Source organism: Parabacteroides sp. Marseille-P3160, assembly GCF_900162725.1.
In the GTDB taxonomy this organism is placed as follows: domain Bacteria; phylum Bacteroidota; class Bacteroidia; order Bacteroidales; family Tannerellaceae; genus Marseille-P3160.
The window spans coordinates 36,225-57,123 of the sequence record NZ_LT799418.1 but is presented as its reverse complement, the minus strand read 5'-3'; the positions used below and the strand labels follow the sequence as shown (position 1 = coordinate 57,123).

The 20,899-nt window shown below is 43.8% G+C and carries 22 protein-coding genes and 1 pseudogene; 13 read left to right on the top strand and 10 right to left on the bottom strand.

Annotated features, from left to right (window positions below):
- Nucleotides 1-341: 341 nt before the first annotated feature.
- Nucleotides 342-722, bottom strand: coding sequence for a hypothetical protein (locus tag BQ8014_RS00290; protein ID WP_080902600.1), 381 nt, complete (start codon nt 720-722; stop codon nt 342-344).
- Nucleotides 723-947: 225 nt separating this feature from the next.
- On the opposite strand from BQ8014_RS00290, the gene BQ8014_RS00285 reads away from it, so the two are divergent.
- Both BQ8014_RS00285 and BQ8014_RS00280 read left to right on the top strand, forming a co-directional pair.
- Nucleotides 948-1,265 (top strand): type II toxin-antitoxin system RelE/ParE family toxin, encoded by a 318-nt coding sequence (locus BQ8014_RS00285; protein WP_080902599.1) that lies wholly within the window; start codon nt 948-950, stop codon nt 1,263-1,265.
- Nucleotides 1,266-1,272: 7 nt separating this feature from the next.
- Nucleotides 1,273-1,617: a HigA family addiction module antitoxin gene (locus BQ8014_RS00280; protein ID WP_080902598.1), complete on the top strand. Its 345-nt coding sequence runs from the start codon at nt 1,273-1,275 to the stop codon at nt 1,615-1,617.
- Nucleotides 1,618-1,802: 185 nt separating this feature from the next.
- Here the strand turns inward: BQ8014_RS00280 and BQ8014_RS00275 are convergent, their stop codons facing one another.
- From BQ8014_RS00275 to ilvA, 6 genes are all read right to left on the bottom strand, one after another.
- A complete protein-coding gene (locus BQ8014_RS00275) occupies nt 1,803-2,939 on the bottom strand; it encodes a TlpA disulfide reductase family protein (RefSeq protein WP_080902597.1) in 1,137 nt (378 codons plus the stop codon).
- The gene (locus BQ8014_RS00270; protein ID WP_080902596.1) at nt 2,917-3,252 is read right to left on the bottom strand and encodes a hypothetical protein; all 336 of its coding nucleotides are present in this window, start codon (nt 3,250-3,252) and stop codon (nt 2,917-2,919) included. The genes BQ8014_RS00275 and BQ8014_RS00270 overlap by 23 nt, the downstream gene beginning before the upstream one ends.
- Before the next feature lie 148 nt (nt 3,253-3,400).
- On the bottom strand, nt 3,401-3,646 hold the full coding sequence (locus BQ8014_RS00265; RefSeq protein ID WP_080902595.1) for a hypothetical protein: 246 nt from the start codon (nt 3,644-3,646) through the stop codon (nt 3,401-3,403).
- Nucleotides 3,647-3,860: 214 nt separating this feature from the next.
- Nucleotides 3,861-4,481: an HU family DNA-binding protein gene (locus BQ8014_RS00260; RefSeq protein ID WP_139785042.1), complete on the bottom strand. Its 621-nt coding sequence runs from the start codon at nt 4,479-4,481 to the stop codon at nt 3,861-3,863.
- Nucleotides 4,482-5,011: 530 nt separating this feature from the next.
- Nucleotides 5,012-5,797, bottom strand: coding sequence for an inositol monophosphatase family protein (locus BQ8014_RS00250; protein WP_080902592.1), 786 nt, complete (start codon nt 5,795-5,797; stop codon nt 5,012-5,014).
- Between the two features lie 33 nt (nt 5,798-5,830).
- A complete protein-coding gene (gene ilvA, locus BQ8014_RS00245) occupies nt 5,831-7,270 on the bottom strand; it encodes a threonine ammonia-lyase IlvA (RefSeq protein ID WP_234997944.1) in 1,440 nt (479 codons plus the stop codon).
- Nucleotides 7,271-7,453: 183 nt separating this feature from the next.
- Between ilvA and BQ8014_RS00240 the strand changes: the two genes are divergently transcribed.
- The 3 genes from BQ8014_RS00240 to BQ8014_RS00230 all read left to right on the top strand — a co-directional run bounded on the left by BQ8014_RS00240 (nt 7,454) and on the right by BQ8014_RS00230 (nt 9,967).
- Nucleotides 7,454-8,635, top strand: a complete 1,182-nt coding sequence (locus BQ8014_RS00240) for a sensor histidine kinase (protein WP_139785041.1) — start codon at nt 7,454-7,456, stop codon at nt 8,633-8,635.
- Entirely contained in the window at nt 8,632-9,384 is a 753-nt protein-coding gene (locus BQ8014_RS00235; protein ID WP_080902590.1) for a LytR/AlgR family response regulator transcription factor, read from the top strand. Before BQ8014_RS00240 ends, BQ8014_RS00235 begins: the two co-directional genes overlap by 4 nt.
- 145 nt (nt 9,385-9,529) lie before the next feature.
- On the top strand, nt 9,530-9,967 hold the full coding sequence (locus tag BQ8014_RS00230) for a LytR/AlgR family response regulator transcription factor (protein WP_080902589.1): 438 nt from the start codon (nt 9,530-9,532) through the stop codon (nt 9,965-9,967).
- 5 nt (nt 9,968-9,972) lie between these two features.
- Here the strand turns inward: BQ8014_RS00230 and BQ8014_RS00225 are convergent, their stop codons facing one another.
- Together BQ8014_RS00225 and BQ8014_RS00220 are read right to left on the bottom strand one after the other, a co-directional pair.
- A complete protein-coding gene (locus tag BQ8014_RS00225) occupies nt 9,973-11,178 on the bottom strand; it encodes a hypothetical protein (RefSeq protein ID WP_080902588.1) in 1,206 nt (401 codons plus the stop codon).
- On the bottom strand, nt 11,165-12,490 hold the full coding sequence (locus tag BQ8014_RS00220; protein ID WP_080902587.1) for a DUF4270 family protein: 1,326 nt from the start codon (nt 12,488-12,490) through the stop codon (nt 11,165-11,167). The genes BQ8014_RS00225 and BQ8014_RS00220 overlap by 14 nt, the downstream gene beginning before the upstream one ends.
- A gap of 255 nt (nt 12,491-12,745) precedes the next feature.
- On the opposite strand from BQ8014_RS00220, the gene BQ8014_RS00215 reads away from it, so the two are divergent.
- Nucleotides 12,746-13,747: a Kelch repeat-containing protein gene (locus BQ8014_RS00215; protein WP_080902586.1), complete on the top strand. Its 1,002-nt coding sequence runs from the start codon at nt 12,746-12,748 to the stop codon at nt 13,745-13,747.
- The gene (locus BQ8014_RS00210; protein ID WP_234997943.1) at nt 13,737-14,078 is read left to right on the top strand and encodes a DUF4907 domain-containing protein; all 342 of its coding nucleotides are present in this window, start codon (nt 13,737-13,739) and stop codon (nt 14,076-14,078) included. Before BQ8014_RS00215 ends, BQ8014_RS00210 begins: the two co-directional genes overlap by 11 nt.
- A gap of 10 nt (nt 14,079-14,088) precedes the next feature.
- On the opposite strand, the gene xerD is transcribed toward BQ8014_RS00210, so the two are convergent.
- Nucleotides 14,089-15,009, bottom strand: coding sequence for a site-specific tyrosine recombinase XerD (gene xerD, locus BQ8014_RS00205; protein WP_080902584.1), 921 nt, complete (start codon nt 15,007-15,009; stop codon nt 14,089-14,091).
- A 146-nt stretch (nt 15,010-15,155) separates the two neighbouring features.
- Here xerD and aroQ point away from each other — a divergent pair, with 146 nt between their 5' ends.
- The 6 genes and pseudogenes from aroQ to BQ8014_RS19965 form a co-directional block, all read left to right on the top strand.
- Nucleotides 15,156-15,572: a type II 3-dehydroquinate dehydratase gene (aroQ, locus tag BQ8014_RS00200; protein WP_080905726.1), complete on the top strand. Its 417-nt coding sequence runs from the start codon at nt 15,156-15,158 to the stop codon at nt 15,570-15,572.
- A gap of 50 nt (nt 15,573-15,622) precedes the next feature.
- Nucleotides 15,623-17,083, top strand: coding sequence for a pyruvate kinase (pyk, locus tag BQ8014_RS00195; RefSeq protein WP_080902583.1), 1,461 nt, complete (start codon nt 15,623-15,625; stop codon nt 17,081-17,083).
- Nucleotides 17,080-17,718: an O-methyltransferase gene (locus BQ8014_RS00190; protein ID WP_080902582.1), complete on the top strand. Its 639-nt coding sequence runs from the start codon at nt 17,080-17,082 to the stop codon at nt 17,716-17,718. Before pyk ends, BQ8014_RS00190 begins: the two co-directional genes overlap by 4 nt.
- A 4-nt stretch (nt 17,719-17,722) precedes the next feature.
- Nucleotides 17,723-18,058, top strand: a complete 336-nt coding sequence (gene rbfA / locus BQ8014_RS00185; RefSeq protein WP_080902581.1) for a 30S ribosome-binding factor RbfA — start codon at nt 17,723-17,725, stop codon at nt 18,056-18,058.
- A 7-nt stretch (nt 18,059-18,065) separates the two neighbouring features.
- Complete coding sequence (locus BQ8014_RS00180) at nt 18,066-19,292, top strand: FtsX-like permease family protein (RefSeq protein ID WP_080902580.1); 1,227 nt, start codon at nt 18,066-18,068, stop codon at nt 19,290-19,292.
- A gap of 298 nt (nt 19,293-19,590) precedes the next feature.
- Nucleotides 19,591-20,118 (top strand): annotated as a pseudogene (locus BQ8014_RS19965) (tetratricopeptide repeat protein); the annotation flags it as partial.
- Nucleotides 20,119-20,899 lie beyond the last annotated feature (781 nt).

The window sequence follows — 20,899 nt, the reverse complement described above, 5'->3', positions numbered from 1 at the left end:
AAGTCCTGAAGGATCAGTTCTTTCTTGGGATAATCCGTTTTTGTGACATCAACTGTGATGAAATCATCGTTGCCTTCTTGTCTTTGTCCGCATCCTGCCATTATAAACGGGATAAGCGCCCAAATTACATTCACTCTTTTCATATTGATTCGATTTAAGGTTCGTAATAAGCATAGTAAGCTTTATTCTTTCTTATAAGACAGCCCAAAGTTATCCTATGGCCTTTTAACGCATTAAAAATAGAACTTCGCCAGAAATATTCAAAACAACACTAGTTAATATATTCCTGAAATTAAATTTCATACGAAATATCCATGTTTTATTTCCTCGAAATTAAACTTTCAGGTCCAGAAAGTCGGAGAGATTTCCCCGGGGGGGATGCTCAATTTCTTCCGGATGGATGGCAAATAGCGGGTATAATCTTTATGGTAAGCCAGCCCCTGGGCATAGTCTTTGCGGCTCTCTTCTATCCGCGACAGGATGTTGTACAGACCGGCCGGAAAACAGGGATCGCCGCTCCCCTCAGAGACCGTCCGCGCCTTCCCGATATATAAGGAATCCGGCCGGTGGGTCGCAAGGTGCATCTTGGCAAGGTTCAAAAACAGTTTCGACCGTTCTTCGGGAGCGGCATAGGGTAAGGCCCCCCTGTAATAGCTTTCCGCCGGCGTGTATTTATTCTTTTCCGCATATAAAACGTCTATGTTCTGATTGAACCGGGCCATGAGGAGGCTGTCTTTCAGATGTCCAGCGGTCGTAATCCCTTTCGGTAAAACAACAGGGCGCTGTCTGGATTTTAAAAGAACAAACGGTCGGAATCATCCAACCACGATACACCCCTGTTTCAATTCATCAAGATTTTGTCCCTGGATTTTATTCTTTTTTATGTTCTGTTTTTTGCGAATGCTCAATATGTCTGTTATCTTTGTTACTAAAATGAAGGTCGATATATGATTGTTGCTTTTGAAAAAGAATATTTGCGCGACCTATACGAAACCGGTAAGACAATGGATAAAAAACACCGTTTTCAACCGGAAGTGGTGACAAAGTATAAAGAACGCATAAAAACCCTTGAAAATACTGAAAGAATCAAGGATCTGTTTACCATCAATTCCTTGAATTACGAAATATTGAAAGGCGACAAACAAAATATTTCATCTATCAGAGTAAATAAGCAGTATCGCATTGAATTTACAGTAACAGACAACGGTGTTGAATCGTTGGTTACAGTATGTAATATTTTAGAATTATCAAACCATTATAAATAAAAGTATTATGATTACGTTAAATGGGATTGATCCCCGCATGATAGCAAACAACCTCGAACCGTATGAACCAACGCACCCGGGGAATGTGCTGAAAGAAGAAATTGAATACCGCGGCATGTCGCAACGCAAACTTGCCAAGCAAATGGGAGTGTCATATTCCGTCCTTAATGAAGTGTTAAACGCCAAGCGTCCGGTAACAACAGAATACGCTTTGTTGTTTGAAGCCGCCTTGGGAATAGATGCCGGTATTTTTATCCGTATGCAAGCCGACTATGACATGCAAGTAACAAGGAGGAATAAAGCCTTTGCTGATCGCCTCGCACAAGTACGGAAGATCGTGGCGATGTTATGATCTGTAATCTTTATAATTTAATTTTTAACCGTCTACTTTTTAGTGGACAGCAATGATGACGCTATAGAAATTATACAATAAGTGATCATTTTATTGCCTATTACCCTATAGCTTTGTAATAGTAGATTTAAATCGGTTCTTCATATATATCTTAAGTCTTCTATTTGTAATTCTTAGTCAGTCACTTATTTGTAATTCACAAGCCAACTTTCAACTTCACTTGGATCTCCCACTCGAATAATTTTACCTGAAGAATCCAATAAAACAGAAAATGGAATTCCTATGATTGAATAAGCTTTCCTTATTTCATGTTCTGTTTCTTTGTTCCCGGAGAATAATTGTATCCATGGATTTTGTATTTTATCAAGGGATCTTTTCCATGAACTTTCACTTAAATCTAATGAGATGCCAATAATTTCGAAATAAGAACGATCATATTTTTTATATATTTCTTTAAGTTTTGGAAACCCTGCCATACAAGGGCCACACCATGAGGCCCAAAAATCAAGAAGTAGAAATTTGGGCATACCTATGTAATCAGAAAGATGACAGCTCTGACCTTCTCTATTAGTTAGAATAAAATCGACAAATTGTGTTTCCGTTTTCTGTTTTTTATCTTCAGCCTTTTTCAAATACGCAACATACTCCTTTATCCATTTCTTTTGTCTATAAATAGAATCAGCCGCATTATATATTATATAGAAAGCGCTATCTGCAGAATGAATTGAAGGATAAGCGACATCCTCACTAAATCTTTTACCTGCTTCTTTTTCAAAAAAGTATTGTCCTACTATATTATTTATATTCTTTCTTTTGAAATCTACTGTATATCTGCCTAACTCAACATGCTTTTTATATGATGAAAAGTTTTTTCTTATGGAACCTTCTGTATTATTTTCCAAACTATCTAATTCTTTAATGATTTTGAGATAGGCCGCAATTGTATCCTTATAGCCTTGATACAGATCATTTAACTTTGTTCCGGCAATTCGATTATTGTCTAAAGTAACCTCTATCTCTCCGTGTTCAAGAATCACAATTTGAGAAACTACGGAATCAGGATAATTTCCTACACTAAGAATTGCTATATCTTTTAAATTTTCTTTTCCAGCGAACTTAAAAGTCCCATTTTCAATTAATGATGTGTCAACCCGATCAATCGTATCTTCAGCAAATGAAAATAACATTATATTTTTATTATTAAAGAAAGGATTAACTTTCCCTCTTAAAACATATCTATCAGACTGACAATAAGAGTTTAATATGGATAAGAGAACAAAGAAACAGACAATACTAATTTTAATTTCTTCTGTTGCTTTCATTAAGTTCCTCCTCTTTTTTAATTTTTGTCTCAAAAAAACTTATGCCATTTCGATAACGTTCACCAAATAGGATAATGGCCTCTTTTCCAGTCCATCCATATCCGTAAGGTTCAATTTCATTATTAAAAAGCTTTTTGAAAAAAGTCAACTCAGAGACTTCAATCTTATCAATATAATAGACTCCTTTCGATGGATTCTTCGCTATTGAATCGAGCATTTCTAGTTTTCTCTCTGTCGAGATAGACTGATTTTGAGCCATGCCTATATTCAGCGTTGTAAATAAAAAAATAAATATATAATATAAAGCTTTCATGATAGGAAATGAATTCTATTTTTACATATCAACTCTTAGAAATAAGGTCATCTATAGATAAAATATTTTATAAATGAAGTGTCGCATTTTTCATCTATTATATCTCTGTTTTTTATAAAAAAAGAATGCCTCTCGCCTTCATTCATCATTATAAACGTAGAATCAATAGAAAAGCTGTTTCTAACATGCAGGAGCAAATCTCTCTTGCTTTAATAGAATCATATTGATTTGCAACCAAAATGCTAATACAAGAATTCATATTTTTATCTATACTCCGATCAAATTCATCTTTGTAATTTTTCTTCTTTTCAATGCATGAGATATTGAAAAGAGATAACAATAGCAAAGAGAAAAGAATATTTTTACTGAAATTTTCAGATAGGATCTTTTTCATTTTGGTTTGATTTAAATTTTTTGATTATCAAAGATATATCTTTCTTTTAAACAATAACCTCCCGGAGGATATGTTAAAAATCATCGTTTGTCAACTGACAAATTGATACCTCTCTTTCTTGTGCCTTATCAACAGGATAAGCATTAAAATTGGATTTGCCTGTCTCATCTCTATAGTTCGCTTATTATTTTCCATATGGCAAAGATTATTCTTTTTATATCCGGTTGATTTCGCCAGCGGTTTCCCCGGCCGGAACCGGCAGGTAGATCGTGTGCCTTCCGCGTCCCTGGCGGATCAGAAGCCCCGCTTCCACATATTTTCCCAGGCGGACTGCAGCCTGGCGGCGGGAACAACCGGTCAAAGCGCTGAAAAGACGGGGCGACATATAGCCGGTTTGGCGGAGCAATAGGAGCATATCCTCCGTCCAGTCTTTCGTGTCGATCTTGCGATATCTCTTCTCAGCGGCATAGTCGCGTTTTAACGGGGCTTTCCGGAGACGCTCCAACAACTTGGGATCGCAATGGAAATTCACGCCGTTTACCTCGATGCGCATGTGCCCTTCATCCGCCCGGATGGTGCGGAGGGAAAGGGAGAAATAGCCGACGCCTTCGAGCTTAACGTGATATCCCTCGCTCAGGCTTTCCCCCAAAGCCCAGCCGAGCGAATCTAATGCCGCTTTGACATCGGCCGGCGAAAGGCTGGAACGGGAACAAATCAACGGGCAAATACCATCGGTTCCCCGCGTACCCGGAGATTGGGCGCGGGCGTGTTGCAATGTTTTTCCTTTTTCCCCATGGGGATCCGGTATGGAATGAACGGTAAAGGTTATGGCCATCGTATTTATATTTAAGGTCGGCGGCATGAAATGAGTTTCATACCGTACTGAAATCATTTTTTCTCCCTATTCGTTTTTTTATCACACCATGATGGGCCTGCAGGCCCATCATGGTGTGACTGGTGACCAACCTTGGTGGGCCACCAGGCCCAACCGGGTAAAAGATTGGTTTAAACACTTACAAATATACAAACGGATATGCCGAATTATTCCGGCGGATAGGGAAATTTACGGATTTGCAGGTACAAATGAAGAATCATGCGCGCTTTCACACCCAAAAGGGGATTGCTACAGGGCAAACATTTAAACCCCTGTTATGTTCGGCGGAAGCTCCAGCTTGCGTCGGTGATAAAAGCGAGGCTCCCGCCTCGCAATGATTATCCTTTTTAAGGATAGGAGATGTGTCAAAAAGGCCGTAAGGGAATTCGCCCCTACACACCCCACAATGGGCTTTTGACACATTCTTCCAACACGACGGAGTGAGGACATTCCGCCGAACAAATGGGTAAATGCGTCTGCCCCGGGGATTGCTAAACAACTACGTACTTCTCGATCTCGTCTGCAATATCCCTGTTTCCGGCAATGACGGATATGTTCCTGTCCTCCCTATAGTGGTAAACCAGGCCGCCGGCTTCTTCCACAATAAGGATCCCGGCGCAGACATCCCACAGGTGCAGCGACATTTCCCAATAACCGTCCAGGATACCGCAAGCCACGGAGCACAGGTCGTATGCAGCAGATCCGAACCGGCGTAAGTCTCTTACCAGCGGAATAATCCGGCTCGCCTCAACACTATTATTGTCCGGGTTCGTCCCTTTGTCATACGGAAAACCGGTTGCAATAACGGAGCTGTCAAGTTTCCGTTTACCGGAGACATGAAGTTCCTTCCATTCGCCGCCATGATACGTCATATAGGCTCCGTCCCCCTTCGAGGCAACGAACAATTCATCGAGGTAGGGAGCATATACCACTCCGGCAATTGTTTCCCCGCGATGTTGCAAAGCAATGGAAACCGAAAAAATGGGAAGCCCCTGGCTAAAGTTGGTCGTTCCGTCAAGTGGATCTACCACCCAAAGGTAATCGCTGTCATCCTTTCCCCTGAATCCTCCTTCTTCCCCGAGGATCTTATGGCCGGGATAACGGTCGAGGATCGCCTTCGCGATCAGTTCTTCACTCTCTTTGTCGGCGCGGGTGACTACATCCGAAATATTGGATTTCGTCCGGATATCTAACTTATCCGTACGGAAATAAGAAAGTTGGAGTTCTCCTGTCTTTTTTGCCAGGGGAATTATGAAATCAAGATATTCATTGTTCATAATTATATGTTTATTACTTTTTTATCGGGATGTTTACACCAAGTAGCCGAAAAGATCGCTGTCCCGGTTGAGTACGGTAAAGTCATATTCGTATTCATACATACGGTTGATCAGGCCATCGTATTCCTCCGGACTGTCGAGTTCGATGCCGACTAACGCCGGGCCGTTCTCTTTATCGTTTTTCTTCATATATTCGAAACGGACAATATCGTCGTGCGGCCCCAGTACTTTATTTACAAAATCCCTCAATGCGTTGGGACGTTGGGTAAAGCGGATGATAAAATAGTGCTTCAAGCCTTCGAAGAGCAACGAACGTTCCTTGATTTCCTGCATCCGGTCGATATCATTATTGCTGCCGCTGATGATACAGACGACATTCTTTCCTTTGATTTCATTCCGGTAGTGCTTTACGGCAGCGGGGGCCAAAGCTCCGGCCGGTTCGATCACGATCGCATCTTCATTATAGATTCGCAGGATTGCGGAACAGACTTCACCTTCCGGTATCAGGCAGATCTCGTCTACTACTTTCCTGCAGATCGGATAGGTAATGTCTCCCGCCCGTTTTACGGCGGCCCCGTCTACGAACTTATCGATGCGCTTCAATGTTACAGGTCCTCCTGCTTCAAATGCCGCCTGCATGGAAGCGGCTCCTTCCGGCTCCACTCCTATGATCCGGGTCTTGGGAGAATACGTTTTCATATAGGCGCCGACCCCGGCACAAAGTCCTCCTCCTCCAATGGGCACAAAGAGGTAGTCCACGTCCTCCAGTTCTTCCAATATTTCAATCCCGATCGTTCCCTGTCCTTCTATGATATGCGGATGATTGAAAGGAGGAATGAATGTCATCCGGTGTTCGGACGTATACTTTTTCGCAGCTTCGGCACAATCATCGAAGGTGTCTCCTTCCAGGATAATTTCCACAGATTCCTTTCCAAACATTTTCGTCTGCCGGATCTTTTGTTTGGGTGTCGTTTTAGGCATGAAAACCACTCCCCGGATATTCATCTCGCTACAACTGAAGGCAAATCCCTGGGCATGATTGCCGGCGCTTGCGCAGACTACTCCCCGGCGGAGCGCCTCCGGCTCCAAACGATGGATCATATTATAAGCGCCCCGTAATTTGTATGAGCGCACGATTTGCAAGTCTTCCCGTTTCAGGTAAACATTGGCACCATAGAAGGAAGAGATTCTTTTACTGTATTGTAAGGGCGTTTTTTGTACCACATTCCGTATACGCTCCCGAGCTTCCGGTATGGCTAAGTTAAAATCAGTCAATAAGGACATTTTCGTTATATCTAATTTATCAAATCGTAGCAAAGATAGAAAGTTCTTTCCATATACGGCCAGATTATCCGGATAGAAAGGTATCCGGATATACCCGGAAAACCTGTACGGGGGAGCATTAATTCCTGTCAGCAAACCGATTTCAATAAAACATTTGCGAAAGGAAATATCAATTATTTTTCCCTGCAAAAGCGTATCCTTTCATCGATTGAAAAATAAATTTGGTCTGCTGATATGGGCTGTTGGACGTTCCCCATGGCTGTTTCGTATAAAAAAGGTAAAAAAAACATTCGTTCGTAAAATATTTCCGTATGTTTGCCTATCTATTACTTTATTGAAAATGAATTCAAAGGATTTAAAACAAGTTCGTTAATGAAGGGGAAAAAGGTATTCAATATTAAATTAATTAATTTCTTAATTGCTTTATTGATTGGATTTTTTATCATCTTTCCTGATATATCGAGATTACTAAGCAACAACACCCCTCTTTCTATCAAACAACAACGTATGGAAAGGCTTTTCCCATACAAACAACCCAACCAACCGCGAACCATCGATCCCGGTTTTCCTCCTCTTCCTTTCCAACGGGAACGAGAGTTTAAAGAACAGCAAAGAGCTCTGCCGTTTTGGCTGAATCATATTACAAAAGACTTTCTCTTTTTCTTTTTCCTTTCATTGGTTCTGCTTTTTTTTAATACACGAAATTTACTTTTTAAAAACCCGGAAGGAGAACATTACCAAACAAAAACTATTTTATTTTCCCTTTTAGGGAGTATCCTTATTTGTGTGGTTTTTATATGCACCTATTTCTTTTTCGATAACCGAAAGCCTTTTTTTCCCCGGATGGATGGCCTTATTCTATTCAAGTGCCTGTTTGCGTGGATCGTGACATGTTTATTGGGCTATATTTTGCAGTTGTTCTTCTATCAACAGAAAATGAAACTGGAAAACGAACGTCTCAAAACAGAAAATCTGCGAGCACAATATGATATGTTGACTGCCCAAATAAATCCGCATTTCTTTTTTAATTCGTTGAATTCTCTTTCTGCGCTTGTACGCGAGCGGAAACAAGATGCTTCACTAAAATATATAAATGAGTTATCGGATATATTCCGTTATGTACTTAATTCGGGAAAATGCGGACTTGTAACGGTACGGGATGAATTACAATTTCTGAAAGCTTATCAATTTATGTTGGAAATCCGCTTTGAAAATAAGCTTTTCTTCAGGATTGACATCCCTGATTTTTATTTGGATTACCGTCTTCCGGGTCTCTCTTTACAACCTTTGATTGAAAATATTATCAAACACAATGTTATTAGCGAACAAAGTCCCTTAACCGTACATTTATTTATTACGGAAGATCATTCACTCGCGGTCTCTAATCCTATCCAGGAAAAATACGGCACTTCTGATGAAAGCAGCGGAATCGGCCTGCTCAATTTGAATAACCGTTACCAGTTATTGCTTTCCAAGGGGATTTGCATAGAGAAAAATGAGCATTCTTTTTGTGTTAAACTTCCTCTTATAGAACCGTTGATAAATTCTCAATGAAAGCTGTCATCATAGAAGACGAAACGGCTGCCGTCCGTAATCTGAAGGCAATTCTGAAAGATGTAGCACCGGAAATAGACATTGTGGCGACATTGGATAGCATCCGGCAGAGTGTAAGCTGGTTTTCATCTCATCCGATGCCGGATTTATTATTTATGGATATTCATCTGGCAGACGGAGAATCTTTTCATATTTTCCAGGAGATAGAGATCAATGTACCGGTAATATTCACAACCGCCTACGATGAATATGCCCTAAAGGCTTTTCAAGTAAACAGTATCGATTATCTTTTGAAGCCTATCAAATCCGATGATGTTGCTTTGGCGCTCAATAAGTTCAATCGCATCAGCCAGAGTGACCGTGAACAATATATTTCACGCGTTTTGAAAACTTTAGCAGCTCCTCCGGCATTAAGAACTTTATTGATCCCTTATAAGGATAAAATCATTCCCGTCTCTTGCGACTCTATTGCCTTCTTCTATAGTAAAAATGAAAAAGTTTCGGTTTATACCCTAAACGGAATGGTTTATTCTGTTGACAAAAGCCTGAATGGCCTGGCGGAGCTGTTAGACCCGGAGCAATTCTATCGAGCCAACCGGCAATTTATCATCGCCCGTCATGCGATTCGCGAATTAACGGTATGGAGTGGAAACCGGCTGTCTGTTGCCTTAGGTATTCCTACCGAAGAATATGTGTTGATCAGTAAAGAAAGGGTTTCGGAATTTAAACGTTGGCTCGTACAATCCTGAAGAAGGATTATCTCTCTATTATACGCTTTCACCGCTGTATTTGGCTACTTCGCCCCCGAATATCGCTGCTTCATTGGCGATTAACCTTTGTTTATGATAGTTTTATCTTTCTTTGTTGCTATTATTAATCTAAGGAATAATCATTATGTTGAAGTGTATTACGTTCGATGGAGATGCCTCCACTTTGAATTCGTTGATGGATTATTTTGAAAAATTAAACGAGGCGATAGAAACGGTTCATACCATTTTGGATAAGGAATCGACAGAAGGGTTCTTTTTCATAAAGGAAGGAAGTAAAATTACACGTGTTAAATGCGACGAGATCCTTTATATCGAAGGATATGGCGATTATGTTAAAATACATCGCATTAATAATAAACCTTTGCTCTCACAAGTAAGCCTGAAACGTCTTGAGGAGAATTTGGCAGGCGCCGATTTTTGCCGTGTACATCGATCTTATATTGTGGCTATTCCGCAGATAAGTTATATCGAACGGAAACGGATTCGCATAGGAAGCGAGCTCATTCCGATCAGTGATTCGTATCTTCCCCAACTTATGAAACATCTGAAACTGCAAGAATAATCTTTTTAAAGTTTCAGCTTGTAAAACCGTTCGCCGAACGAATAGGTAAGTGCAAATCCAAGCGTGTTCCGTCTCAAGCGGCCTGTCACATTCAGATGATCATAAAAGAAGGCCGTATGCAAACAACCATTCATGACAGGAAGGTCGAGCCCTAGGCTAAGCCGGTATGCAATCCCTGAGTTTCCGCTTATTTTATAATAGGGGGTCGATACATTTACCCCTGCTTTATAGCCGACTCGTTTCCAGTAGCTATCGAATGAATGTTCGCTCGGCAAAAAGGAAAGGCCGTAACGCAGTTCATGCGAATCGTTGAATTTGACACGGCTATCCCCGGAGTTCAGGACGCTGTATTGGTAAAAAGAATAATCAAGCGCTTGTGTCCATTTCTTACGATTCAGTGCAATACCCAAACCGATATATTGGGGTAAATATTGATCTCCCGCCTTCGCCTTGCCGATAGTCGTACTACTTGAGGTCGTGATCGTAGATGTATTTTTAATGGCCAACTCCTGTTTATATCCATATACGATTCCCATACTCAGTGTTGTTTTCCGATCTATCGCCCGCTCGTATTGAAGTCCGAAATCAGCGGAAAAGGCTTTGGCATCCATTTCCTGTGCAACCGACATGGTCGACTGAGTCTCTGTTTGCTTTAACTTGCCGAACACATAATTCAGATTCACTCCAAAAGAAAAGTTCAACGGCAGGGAGAAAGCATTGGATAAATAGAGCTTTGAGAGCCCTCCGCTTCCTTCGAAAATATTGTCATAATACGAATCAACGGTTCCTTCCAACGGAGTCTTCGTCTGAAAATAATAACCGACAGAGCTGTAGGGAAGGAGCCCCACCGAGGCATACCAGTGCTTTTTTAGGCGTCCCCCCAACACAATAGCCGAGAAATTACCGGTTAATACGTTGTTGGAGTTTCCGCTCGACCGGTAAGATTCGTTTTTCAGGAAGGAAGATATTTCACCCAGCAGAGAACTGCTATCTATTGCGGTAAGCCCGGCCGGATTGGCGGTATTCAGCCATTCGCTTTTCCTTATGCCATAAGAAACTCCTCCCATGGAAATATTAGCCCCATACAGGCCGGAAGCCATTTCTCCTATTCCAAACATGGAATAAGGAGAAGAAGTCATGACATTTTGGGCTGAAATACCGCTTGCAGCCATCCATAAGATGACAACAACCATATAATTAATAACTTTCATAAATTCGATAGGTTATTTGTAAAACGATTGGGGAACGTCCGGCTTGGTCATTAATCGTTAGATTTTTAAATGTCTTTGTGATATCATTTTCGTCAAAGACCAACAGTAAATTATGTTTATATTTACCGATTGTCCCTAATTCGTCCTGCATAAAATTGGAAACATCAAAATAATAATAAGTATTCTCTTTGTATATATTATCTTTTACTAAAACGCCCCCTTGTACTTCCGTTCCCAAATAATCATTGACTGTATTTATAACAACGTTATTTTCATCGACAATATATAAGAACAGACTATCCGGCAAAGGGTTAAAATCAGAGTAAGTATTGGGCTCCGGATAGATTTTCAATAACGCCTGGCTTATTTCGACCTGTTCCCCTTGTTGCATCAGATTGTTCAAATACGGAAAAGACAAACGTGTATACCAACCGATCCCCCCGAAAAGGAATCCTCTGTTGCCAATTTCCGCCGAAGGTATTTCTACTTGTTTCGTCGGATAGGATTCCAAAGGTGTTCCTTTGCGATCATGGTCTATATGGTTAAACTGATTAGCGGTCTTAACCGGGAAAACCAAAACCTGGCTATTTTTCAATCCATCGGCAAGATGATAATAGAGTTTCAATGAAGAGGCCGTGTCTCCTACGGCCAATCCTTGAATCGTTTGGCTGTTTTCTCCCGGAAGAATAACGATCCCTTTAAAATAGTCTTCAAAAAAATCCGCTGAAACCTCTTGGTCCCTCCGATGAAAACGGGTTAATAGATCTTTTCCTAAAGCATCGGGCAAACGTATTTCGAGAGATTCGCCGCTCTTGGGCTTAGGCTTGAAAGACCGGGTAGCCAAGGGAGTCGGATCATAATTGAATGAAGAGTTACTGTAGAGATAATCATTATCGTTCAATACCACTTTTTCTTTCAGTTGATGAAGTTCGATCTGTTGGATAAGGGTCGTATCTCCGATAAAATAGCCGGAAAGATTCATTGAAAACACAAATGAATCCAATTCAACTACTTCTTCAATATCCGTACTATAAGAAGGGTGGCTGTAAGGAATATAGGCAGAAGAAATTACTTTCCCCCATAAAGGATGGGTATATCGTCCGACTAATCCGATACCTTTAGCTGAAGTTTCAACGGAATCAATCATCACAGATGTTACCGTAACCGTACTGCTGTCAATTAATATCGTCCGAAATGAGGACTCAACCAGATCTTTTCCATAAGAGTTTGTCTCATCATAGCAGGAAGAGATACCAAAAGCCAATGTCAGATATAGAAATAAAGAATAAAGAAAGTCTGCTCTTTTATACATTCTATCGATTGAATTAATATTACAAAAGACCGATATCTCTTCACTTTATCCAACTCTTACCTGCCAATGGTTTTTTATTTTCTATTAAAGGCATGTTTCAACCCGTTAGCCTTCTCTCGGAAATCCTTCATTTGATTAATCAGTTGCAATAGCCTGCCGGACGACAAAAACAGATAATCCACCGATTCGATTTGTTTACTTACCCGCCACCTCCTTTTTTTGTATTTCCAAACAGTAACAGTAATACATTAGATAATGGTAAACAAACATTCTTTAGTTTTTCTCTTAATACTACTTCCTGTCATTTTCTCAGCTTGCTCAGATGACGACGATGATGATTTAATCGGTAAATGGTATCGAGTATCCGATTTCGACGGATTGACCCGCAGTGGCGCATCCTCTTTTACAATTGGAAACAAGGGCTATCTGGTCTGTGGTTTTACCGGAAAGGTATGGTTGAATGACCTTTGGGAATACGACATGGATCAGGATTTCTGGACACAAAAAGCCGACTTCCCCGGTACGCCGCGTAATTTGGCCGTTTCCTTTGCAATTGGTCAAAAGGGATATTCAGGCACCGGATATTATGATACTACTTATTTTAATGATTTCTGGGAATACGATACGAATTCGAATACATGGACACAAAAAAGTAATTTCCCCGGTTCCGCTCGTTCCGGTGCTGTTGGTTTTGGAATCGATGGTAAAGGATATATAGGCTGTGGGTATGATGGAAATTACCTGAAAGACTTTTATGCATTCAACCCTTCAACCAATAGTTGGTCGCAAATTGTCAGTATTGGGGGAAGCAAGCGGAGAGGGGCGACAAGCTTTACCATTGATAATACAGTCTATGTTTGTTGCGGGGAAAATAACGGGGATTATGTCAGTGACTTTTGGAAGTTTAACGCCTCGACTGCCACTTGGACCCAATTGCGTGACATAGCCAACACTTCCGATGATGATTATGATGACGACTATACAATCGTCCGTACGAATGCTTGCGCCTTTGTTATAGATGGTAAGGCTTATCTGGGATGCGGAGAGAGTGGGAGTGTGCGCAGTGATACCTGGAGGTACGAACCGAGCACCGACTTATGGGTAAATGTATCCAAATTCAAAGGTACCGCCCGGAGTTTAGCCGTGGCTTTCTCTAACGGGGAAAGAGGATTTATTGCTACCGGCAAAAGCGGTACGCTCTACTTCGACGATATTTGGGAACTCCATCCATATGAATATGATGAAGATGAATATTAAGAGAAGAAGAAAGACGGCCTTGCTCCTCTTAACGGCATTTCTTATTCTACTGGCGGGGAATCTATGGATCCGGCATTCCAGCGGGCCCCGATTAGAGACCTTTCAGCTGGAAGAAGGCGGATGGGGATATCAGATCACAATAAACAAGAAAAGACTGATCTATCAGCCGACTATACCGGCTTACGACCGTTCCGTCTCTTTCCCTGACGAAACTTCTGCCCGCGCTGTAGGCCAACTCGTATTAGAGCGGATCAATAAAAAAGAAAATTTTTCGGTTTCTAAAGAAGAAGTTTACGCCAAGCTCACATCAAAGCCTGAATCCTGCAAATGAGTCCGGCAATCTATCCCTTCCTGTTTCGCGGATGGTGATTGATGATCTCTTCCCGGAGAAATTCGCGGTCGATATGCGTATAAATTTCAGTTGTGCTGATGCTCTCATGCCCCATCATCAACTGGATGGCGCGGAGATCGGCTCCTCCTTGCAGCAAATGGGTGGCGAAAGAATGGCGAAACGTATGCGGGCTGATATTCTTGCGAATACCGGCCAGCTCCGCTTGTTGCTTAATAATATGGAAGACCATGATCCGTGAAAGTGCGGTTCCCCGGCGGCTGAGGAAAAGGATATCTTCAAATCCTTTCTTGACCTTTACCAGATTCCGGTCGTAAAGATAGTTTTTGATTTCATGCAGGGCCGGTTGTGAAATAGGAACCAGCCGTTGCTTGCTCCCTTTCCCCTCTACCTTGATAAACTCCTCCTCGAAAAAAACATCCGAATACCGGAGGGTCACCAGTTCGGAAACACGCAGGCCGCAACTATAAAGCACCTCCAGCATAGCCCGGTTGCGCTGCCCTTCCGGCTGGGACAGGTCGATGCTGTCCAGAATATCGTTGATCTCACCGACGGTCAGCACTTCCGGTATCTTGGTGCCGATTTTGGGAGATTCGAGCAATTCAGTCGGGTCGGCAGTTACATATCCGTCCAGCAGCAAGAAATAGTAGAACGACTTGATGCCGGAAATGATCCGGGCCTGGGAGCGGGCCTGGATTCCCTGGTCTTTGAGTTGGGCGACAAATTGCTGTAAATCGCCATAGGTGAGATTCTGCAGGCTCAGATCCGGGCGGCGGCTCTCCCTTTCCGACTGAATAAAGGAAAGCAGCTTGTCGAGATCCTGAAGATAAGCCTCCACTGTATTTGAGGCAAGCGACTTCTCCAAGAGGATGAATTGCTTATATTTCCTGATGATGTTATCGGATTCTTTCATCTGTACCTAAAGAGAAATGAAACATACTGTTTTTTTCACTATGAAGTAACCGGATTAAACTTCTATGTTCCAAATTAAATCATTACTTTTGCGCTATATTTCGATTTTGAAAATAGTCAGGCAAAGGTAATAAACTTATGCTAAAAATGAAGAAGATACAGATAATCAATGGGCCTAACTTGAATCTGTTGGGAAAACGCGAACCGGCAGTTTACGGAAGTACTGCGTTCGAAACCTATCTGGCAGAACTAAGGGGAGGATATCCCGAATGCGAGATTTCCTACTATCAAAGTAACATCGAAGGCGAGTTGATTAACAAGATACAGGAAACCGGTTTCGATTATGACGGGATCATACTCAATGCCGGTGCCTATACACATACCTCTATCGCCTTACATGATGCGATCAAGGGAGTAAATACTCCGGTTGTCGAGGTACATATCTCGAATGTACACGCCCGGGAGGCCTTCCGTCATGTATCCATGATATCGGCGGCCTGCAGAGGGGTCATCCTTGGATTTGGTTTGGATTCGTACCGCTTGGCGATCGAATCGTTCCTGTAGGGGAAAGAACCGTTTCCTTTATATTATTAATTTAGATAAAAGCTTTTTTTATGTTGAAACATACAAAAATCGTAGCAACTATTTCAGATCAGCGTTGCGAAGAACCGTTCATCCGTTCCCTTTACAATGCGGGGATGAACGTAGTACGAATGAATTCGGCCCATCTGAAAGAAGAAGGGTTCACAAAGATTATAAACAATGTCCGCGCCGTATCCAACCGGATCGGTATCCTGATGGATACCAAAGGCCCGGAAGTGCGCACCACGACCATCGACGGCGAAGCTCCCCTCTCTTTCAAGAGCGGAGATATCATCAAAATATATGGCGACCCGGACCGCCTCTCAACCCAAGAAGCGATCAGCGTCACGTACCGGAGTTTCATCGCCGACATGCATGTGGGCGGGGATATGTTGATCGATGACGGGGAAACCGAATTAATTATCCGGGAGAAGCATGACGACTATCTGGTTGCGGAGGTGTTGAATGACTCTACAGTAGGCAGCCGCAAGAGTGTCAATGTCCCCGGTGTACGCATCAACCTTCCCTCTTTGACGGAAAAGGATCGCAATAACATTATTTTCGCTATCAAAAATGACCTGGACTTTATCGCCCACTCGTTTGTCCGGAATAAACAGGATGTGCTGGATATCCAGAAAATATTGGACGAATATGATAGCCCGATCAAGATTATTGCCAAAATAGAGAACCAAGAAGGCGTGGATAATATTGACGAGATACTGGAAGTCGCCTACGGCATCATGATTGCCCGCGGCGACCTGGGAATCGAAGTGCCTGCCGAAAAGATACCGGGTATCCAACGGGTATTGATCCGCAAATGTGTCGAAGTAAAGAAGCCGGTTATCGTGGCAACTCAGATGTTACATTCGATGATTTCCAATCCGCGTCCGACGCGTGCGGAGGTAACCGACATCGCCAACGCTATCTACTACCGGACAGACGCCCTGATGCTAAGCGGCGAAACGGCTTATGGGAAATATCCGCTGGAAGCGGTGCAGACCATGACGAAAGTGATCCGCGAAGCGGAAAAGACAAAGTTATCGGCCAACGACATCCGGGTGCCGATTGAAGGAAATGACCTGGATGTGACCTCTTTCCTTGCCAAGCAGGCCGTCCGCTCTTCCTCCAAATTGCATGTAAGGGCGATTATCACGGACAGTTATACCGGCCGTACCGCCCGTTACCTGGCGGCTTTCCGCGGGCCGGCGACCGTCTTCGCCATCTGCTACCGGAGCAACCTGACTCGCATGCTTTCCCTCTCCTATGGCGTCTGGGCGGTTTACCAGCCCTACGACAACAGCCGCCGCCGTTATTTTTACAGCGCACTGAATGACCTGATTAATATCGGGAGGCTTACCCGCAACGATATGGTGGCCTATTTGAGCGGCAGTTTCGGGGAAGGCGGAGGCACCTCCTTCCTTGAAATCAACAATGTAGGTAAAATATTGGATTCGGGCGACGAATATTCGCTCCCGACATTCAAGAAAATATGATGGAAACCGAGCGGATCGAGGAATATCTTCTGGCACATAGTGATGAGGAAAGCGAGCTGCTGAAAGCCCTGAACCGGGATGCCCATGTGAACCTGCTCCGCCCCAGGATGATTGCCGGCCACCTGCAAGGACGCGTCCTGAAAATGTTTTGCCGGATGATGCGCCCGGAACGGGTACTGGAAATCGGGACTTATACGGGGTATGCCACGCTTTGTATGGCGGAAGGCCTGGAAGAGGATGCGCGCATCGACACGATCGAGATAAACGACGAAATGGAAGACTTCATCCGAAAATATCTCGATCCTTCGCCGGATAAAGGGAAGATCCGCCTGCATTTCGGAGATGCAATGGAAGTCATTCCCCGGTTGGAAGGGACGTTCGACTTGATTTATATCGATGCGGATAAGCGGAAGTATGTAGACTATTACGACCTGGTTTTTACCCGTCTTCGCCAAGGTGGACTAATCTTAGCGGACAATACCCTTTGGTCGGGGAAGGTGGTGGAAGAAGGCTCCCATACCGACGGGCAAACGGCCGGGATATTGGAGTTCAATGAAAAAATTAAAAGGGATACGCGCATAGAGAAAGTGATTCTTCCCCTGCGTGACGGATTAACAATGATATGGAAAAAATAACACGATGGAAAGTACAAGATTAAATAAAATAGGACGTCTGCTCCAAAAAGAATTAGGCGATCTCTTCCTGAAAGAGGCGAAATCGATGCATGGAACGCTAATTACGGTGACCGCCGTACGCGTCAGTCCCGATCTGAGCGTGGCGCGGGTCTACCTCAGTATCTTTCCCCCGGAGAGGAGAGAGGAACTGCTGAAAGCGATAGAGGCCAACGCCAGGACTATCCGGTATGACCTGGGGCAGCGGGTGCGCTTGCAGCTTCGCAAGATACCGGAACTGAGCTTCTTCATCGATGATTCACTGGATTATGTCGACAATATCGACAAATTGTTATCAAAATAAATAACCCTTGAATCTCTCCTTTTATATTGCCCGGCGATACCTGTTTGCCAAGAAATCGCATAATGCGATCAACATCATTTCGATGGTTGCCGTTTGCGGCGTCGTCATCGCAACGGCAGCTTTGGTCTGCGCGCTTTCGATATTCAACGGCTTCAGGGGACTTGTTTCGGATATGTTCAGCAGTTTTGACCCGGAGTTGAAGGTTGTTCCCGTTTCGGGGAAAGTTTTCGACCCGACCGCCGATGCCTTTCGGAAAGTAAAGGAATTGCCGGAAGTTTCCCTTTTCTGTGAAACACTGCAGGAGAATGCTTTGTTGCGCTACCAGCAGCGGGAAGAAATCGTAACGATCAAGGGAGTGGATTCGACTTTCCACGAGCTGGCGCAGATAGACAGTGCCATTTTCGACGGGCGTTTCGCCCTTCAGGAGGGCGATGTGAGTTATGCTACGCTCGGGATCGGTGTCGCCTCCACGCTTGGAGTGAACGCCGGTTTTGTTTCTCCGCTCGAAATGTACGCTCCCAAGCGGGACGAAAAAGTCAACGTAGCGAATGTCGCGACTTCCCTTTCCGTGGAATATGCCTATATCGGCGGTGTCTTTTGCATCAACCAGGCCGTCTATGACGATAATTACGTTTTGATCCCTCTCGCTGTCGCACGCTCCTTGTTCCATTATGAAAAAGAGGTTTCTTCCGTCGAGCTGAAGATCCGCCCGGAAGCGGATCTGTTGCAGGCAAAGAGGAAGATCGCGGACATCCTGGGAAAAGAGTACGACGTGCTCGACCGCTATGAACAGCAGGCCGATTCCTTTAAGATGATGGAAGTAGAGAAGGGTATCACCTATCTCATCCTCTGCTTTATCCTCATGCTGGCCACTTTTAATGTGGTGGGCTCCCTCTCCATGCTGATGCTGGAAAAACGGGCGGACGTGGAGATCCTCCGTACGATGGGGGCGAACGAGCGGCTAATCCACCGGATCTTCCTTTTCGAGGGTTGGTTAATTTCCATCTTCGGCGCCATCATCGGGCTTCTATTAGGGGTAGGGCTTTGTCTCTTGCAGCAGAAATACGGGCTGATCAAACTGGGGCAAAGCGGCTCGTTTATTACAGATGCCTATCCGGTGCAGGTGGAAATCTCCGACCTGATAACCACCTTCCTCACCGTACTATTTATCGGCTTTATCTCCGCCTGGTATCCCGTACGCCATCTAAGTAAAAAATGGTTTCGTAAAGATTAACTGAAAGAGAAGGTGTGACAAAAGGGTCGGTCGTAAGGGAATTCCGTAGGGGCGAATGCAATTCGCCCCTACGGAATTCCCTTACGGCCCTTTTGACACACCTTCTACAATTATCGCCATCGGATGCCTTCATTGTTCTGACAATATAAAAGACCGCATGGAATGGCTGCGTAGAGCTTTTCTTTAAGGCGGTTAACATAAGTTAACCGCATAATGTAGTTCTTTTTACGATATTACCGTAGATTTGGAAACGGTTTCCTTTCCAAAAGAAATTGCAGAAAGAGGCTCGATTTAAAACATGCGTTATATGAGAAAATACAACTACCTTTTGTGTATCTGCCTCCTATCCGTCCTCGCATTGCAAGGGCAGGAAGCAGCCAATAAAAGAGACGGGGAGTGGTTATGGAAGAAGTTCTTCGACCCGGTACTCCTGACGGCGGACAGCCTGACGAAAACGGACTCCATGAATATCGACTTGATGCTTGCCGTCGGTAAAAACTATGAAAACTTACTGGATTACGGGAAGGCTTACCGGACTTACCAGTATTGCTTGACTTTGGATACGGCAAACCTCGGGATACTCTCTACGTTGGGGCGGGCGGCTCTCTCCTTAGGGAAGGCAACCGAAGCCGAGCGCTATTTCAGACAAGTACTGGAGCGCGACAGCAGTCATTTCTTTGCCCGTTACCAATTGGCCCAACTCTATTACCAGAGCGGAAATTATCCGGAAGCGGTCATTCAACTGGAATTCCTGCAAAGGCATTTTCCGGAGAATGCGGCAGTCGAATACGAATTGGGAAACTGCTGCCTGAAACTGCAGGATCCGCTCTCCGCCTTTTTTGCCTATTCAAACGCTTTCAACCTGAATAAGGAAAATCCCCTCTATGCTGCGGCGGTTGTCAACATCCTACTCCGGAATGGAAAGGAACAGGCCCAGGAATCGCTCGCCATCTGCGATACGGCGTTGGTTTACAATCCGGCAAACCGCACCCTTCTGCAATACAAGGGTATGGGGTATTATATCAATGAGGAATATTTGCAGGCGGACACGATCTATACCCAGCTGCTTGCCGCCGGCGATTCTTCGTATATGACGCTCAAATATGGAGGCGCTTCCCGCTATTACGCCGGGTCGTTCTTCAACAGTATCGACCTTCTGGAAAAGGCCTATCGGGAAGATACGACTTCCGCCGAGGTCTGCATGTTGCTGGGTTCTGCCTTAGGCAGGACCTATGACCGCCAACGGGCTTTCTTCCTGTACGACCGCGCGGAGGAAAACATGAAACCGCCCGCCGGTATGGTTAGGAAACTGAGTGTTTTCCGCGCCGAAACATTGGAAAAGGACGGGAAACGCGAACAAGCCATTCCCATCTATTACCAACTCTGGAAAGAGGACCCCGTCCAGGGTTTCGCTTTCCTCACCAAGCTGGCTTATTTTTATTCCTATCCCGCCGTCTATCAATACCCGGATGAAGAGCAAAGGCAGCGGGGACTGTTTATCAACTATCTGTACGGCAAAGAACGGCTCCGCACAGGAAACGATTCGGTCAATATCCGGATGAATCGCAACGCCTTGCAATCATTCCATGATTATATGCTGGCTCGGA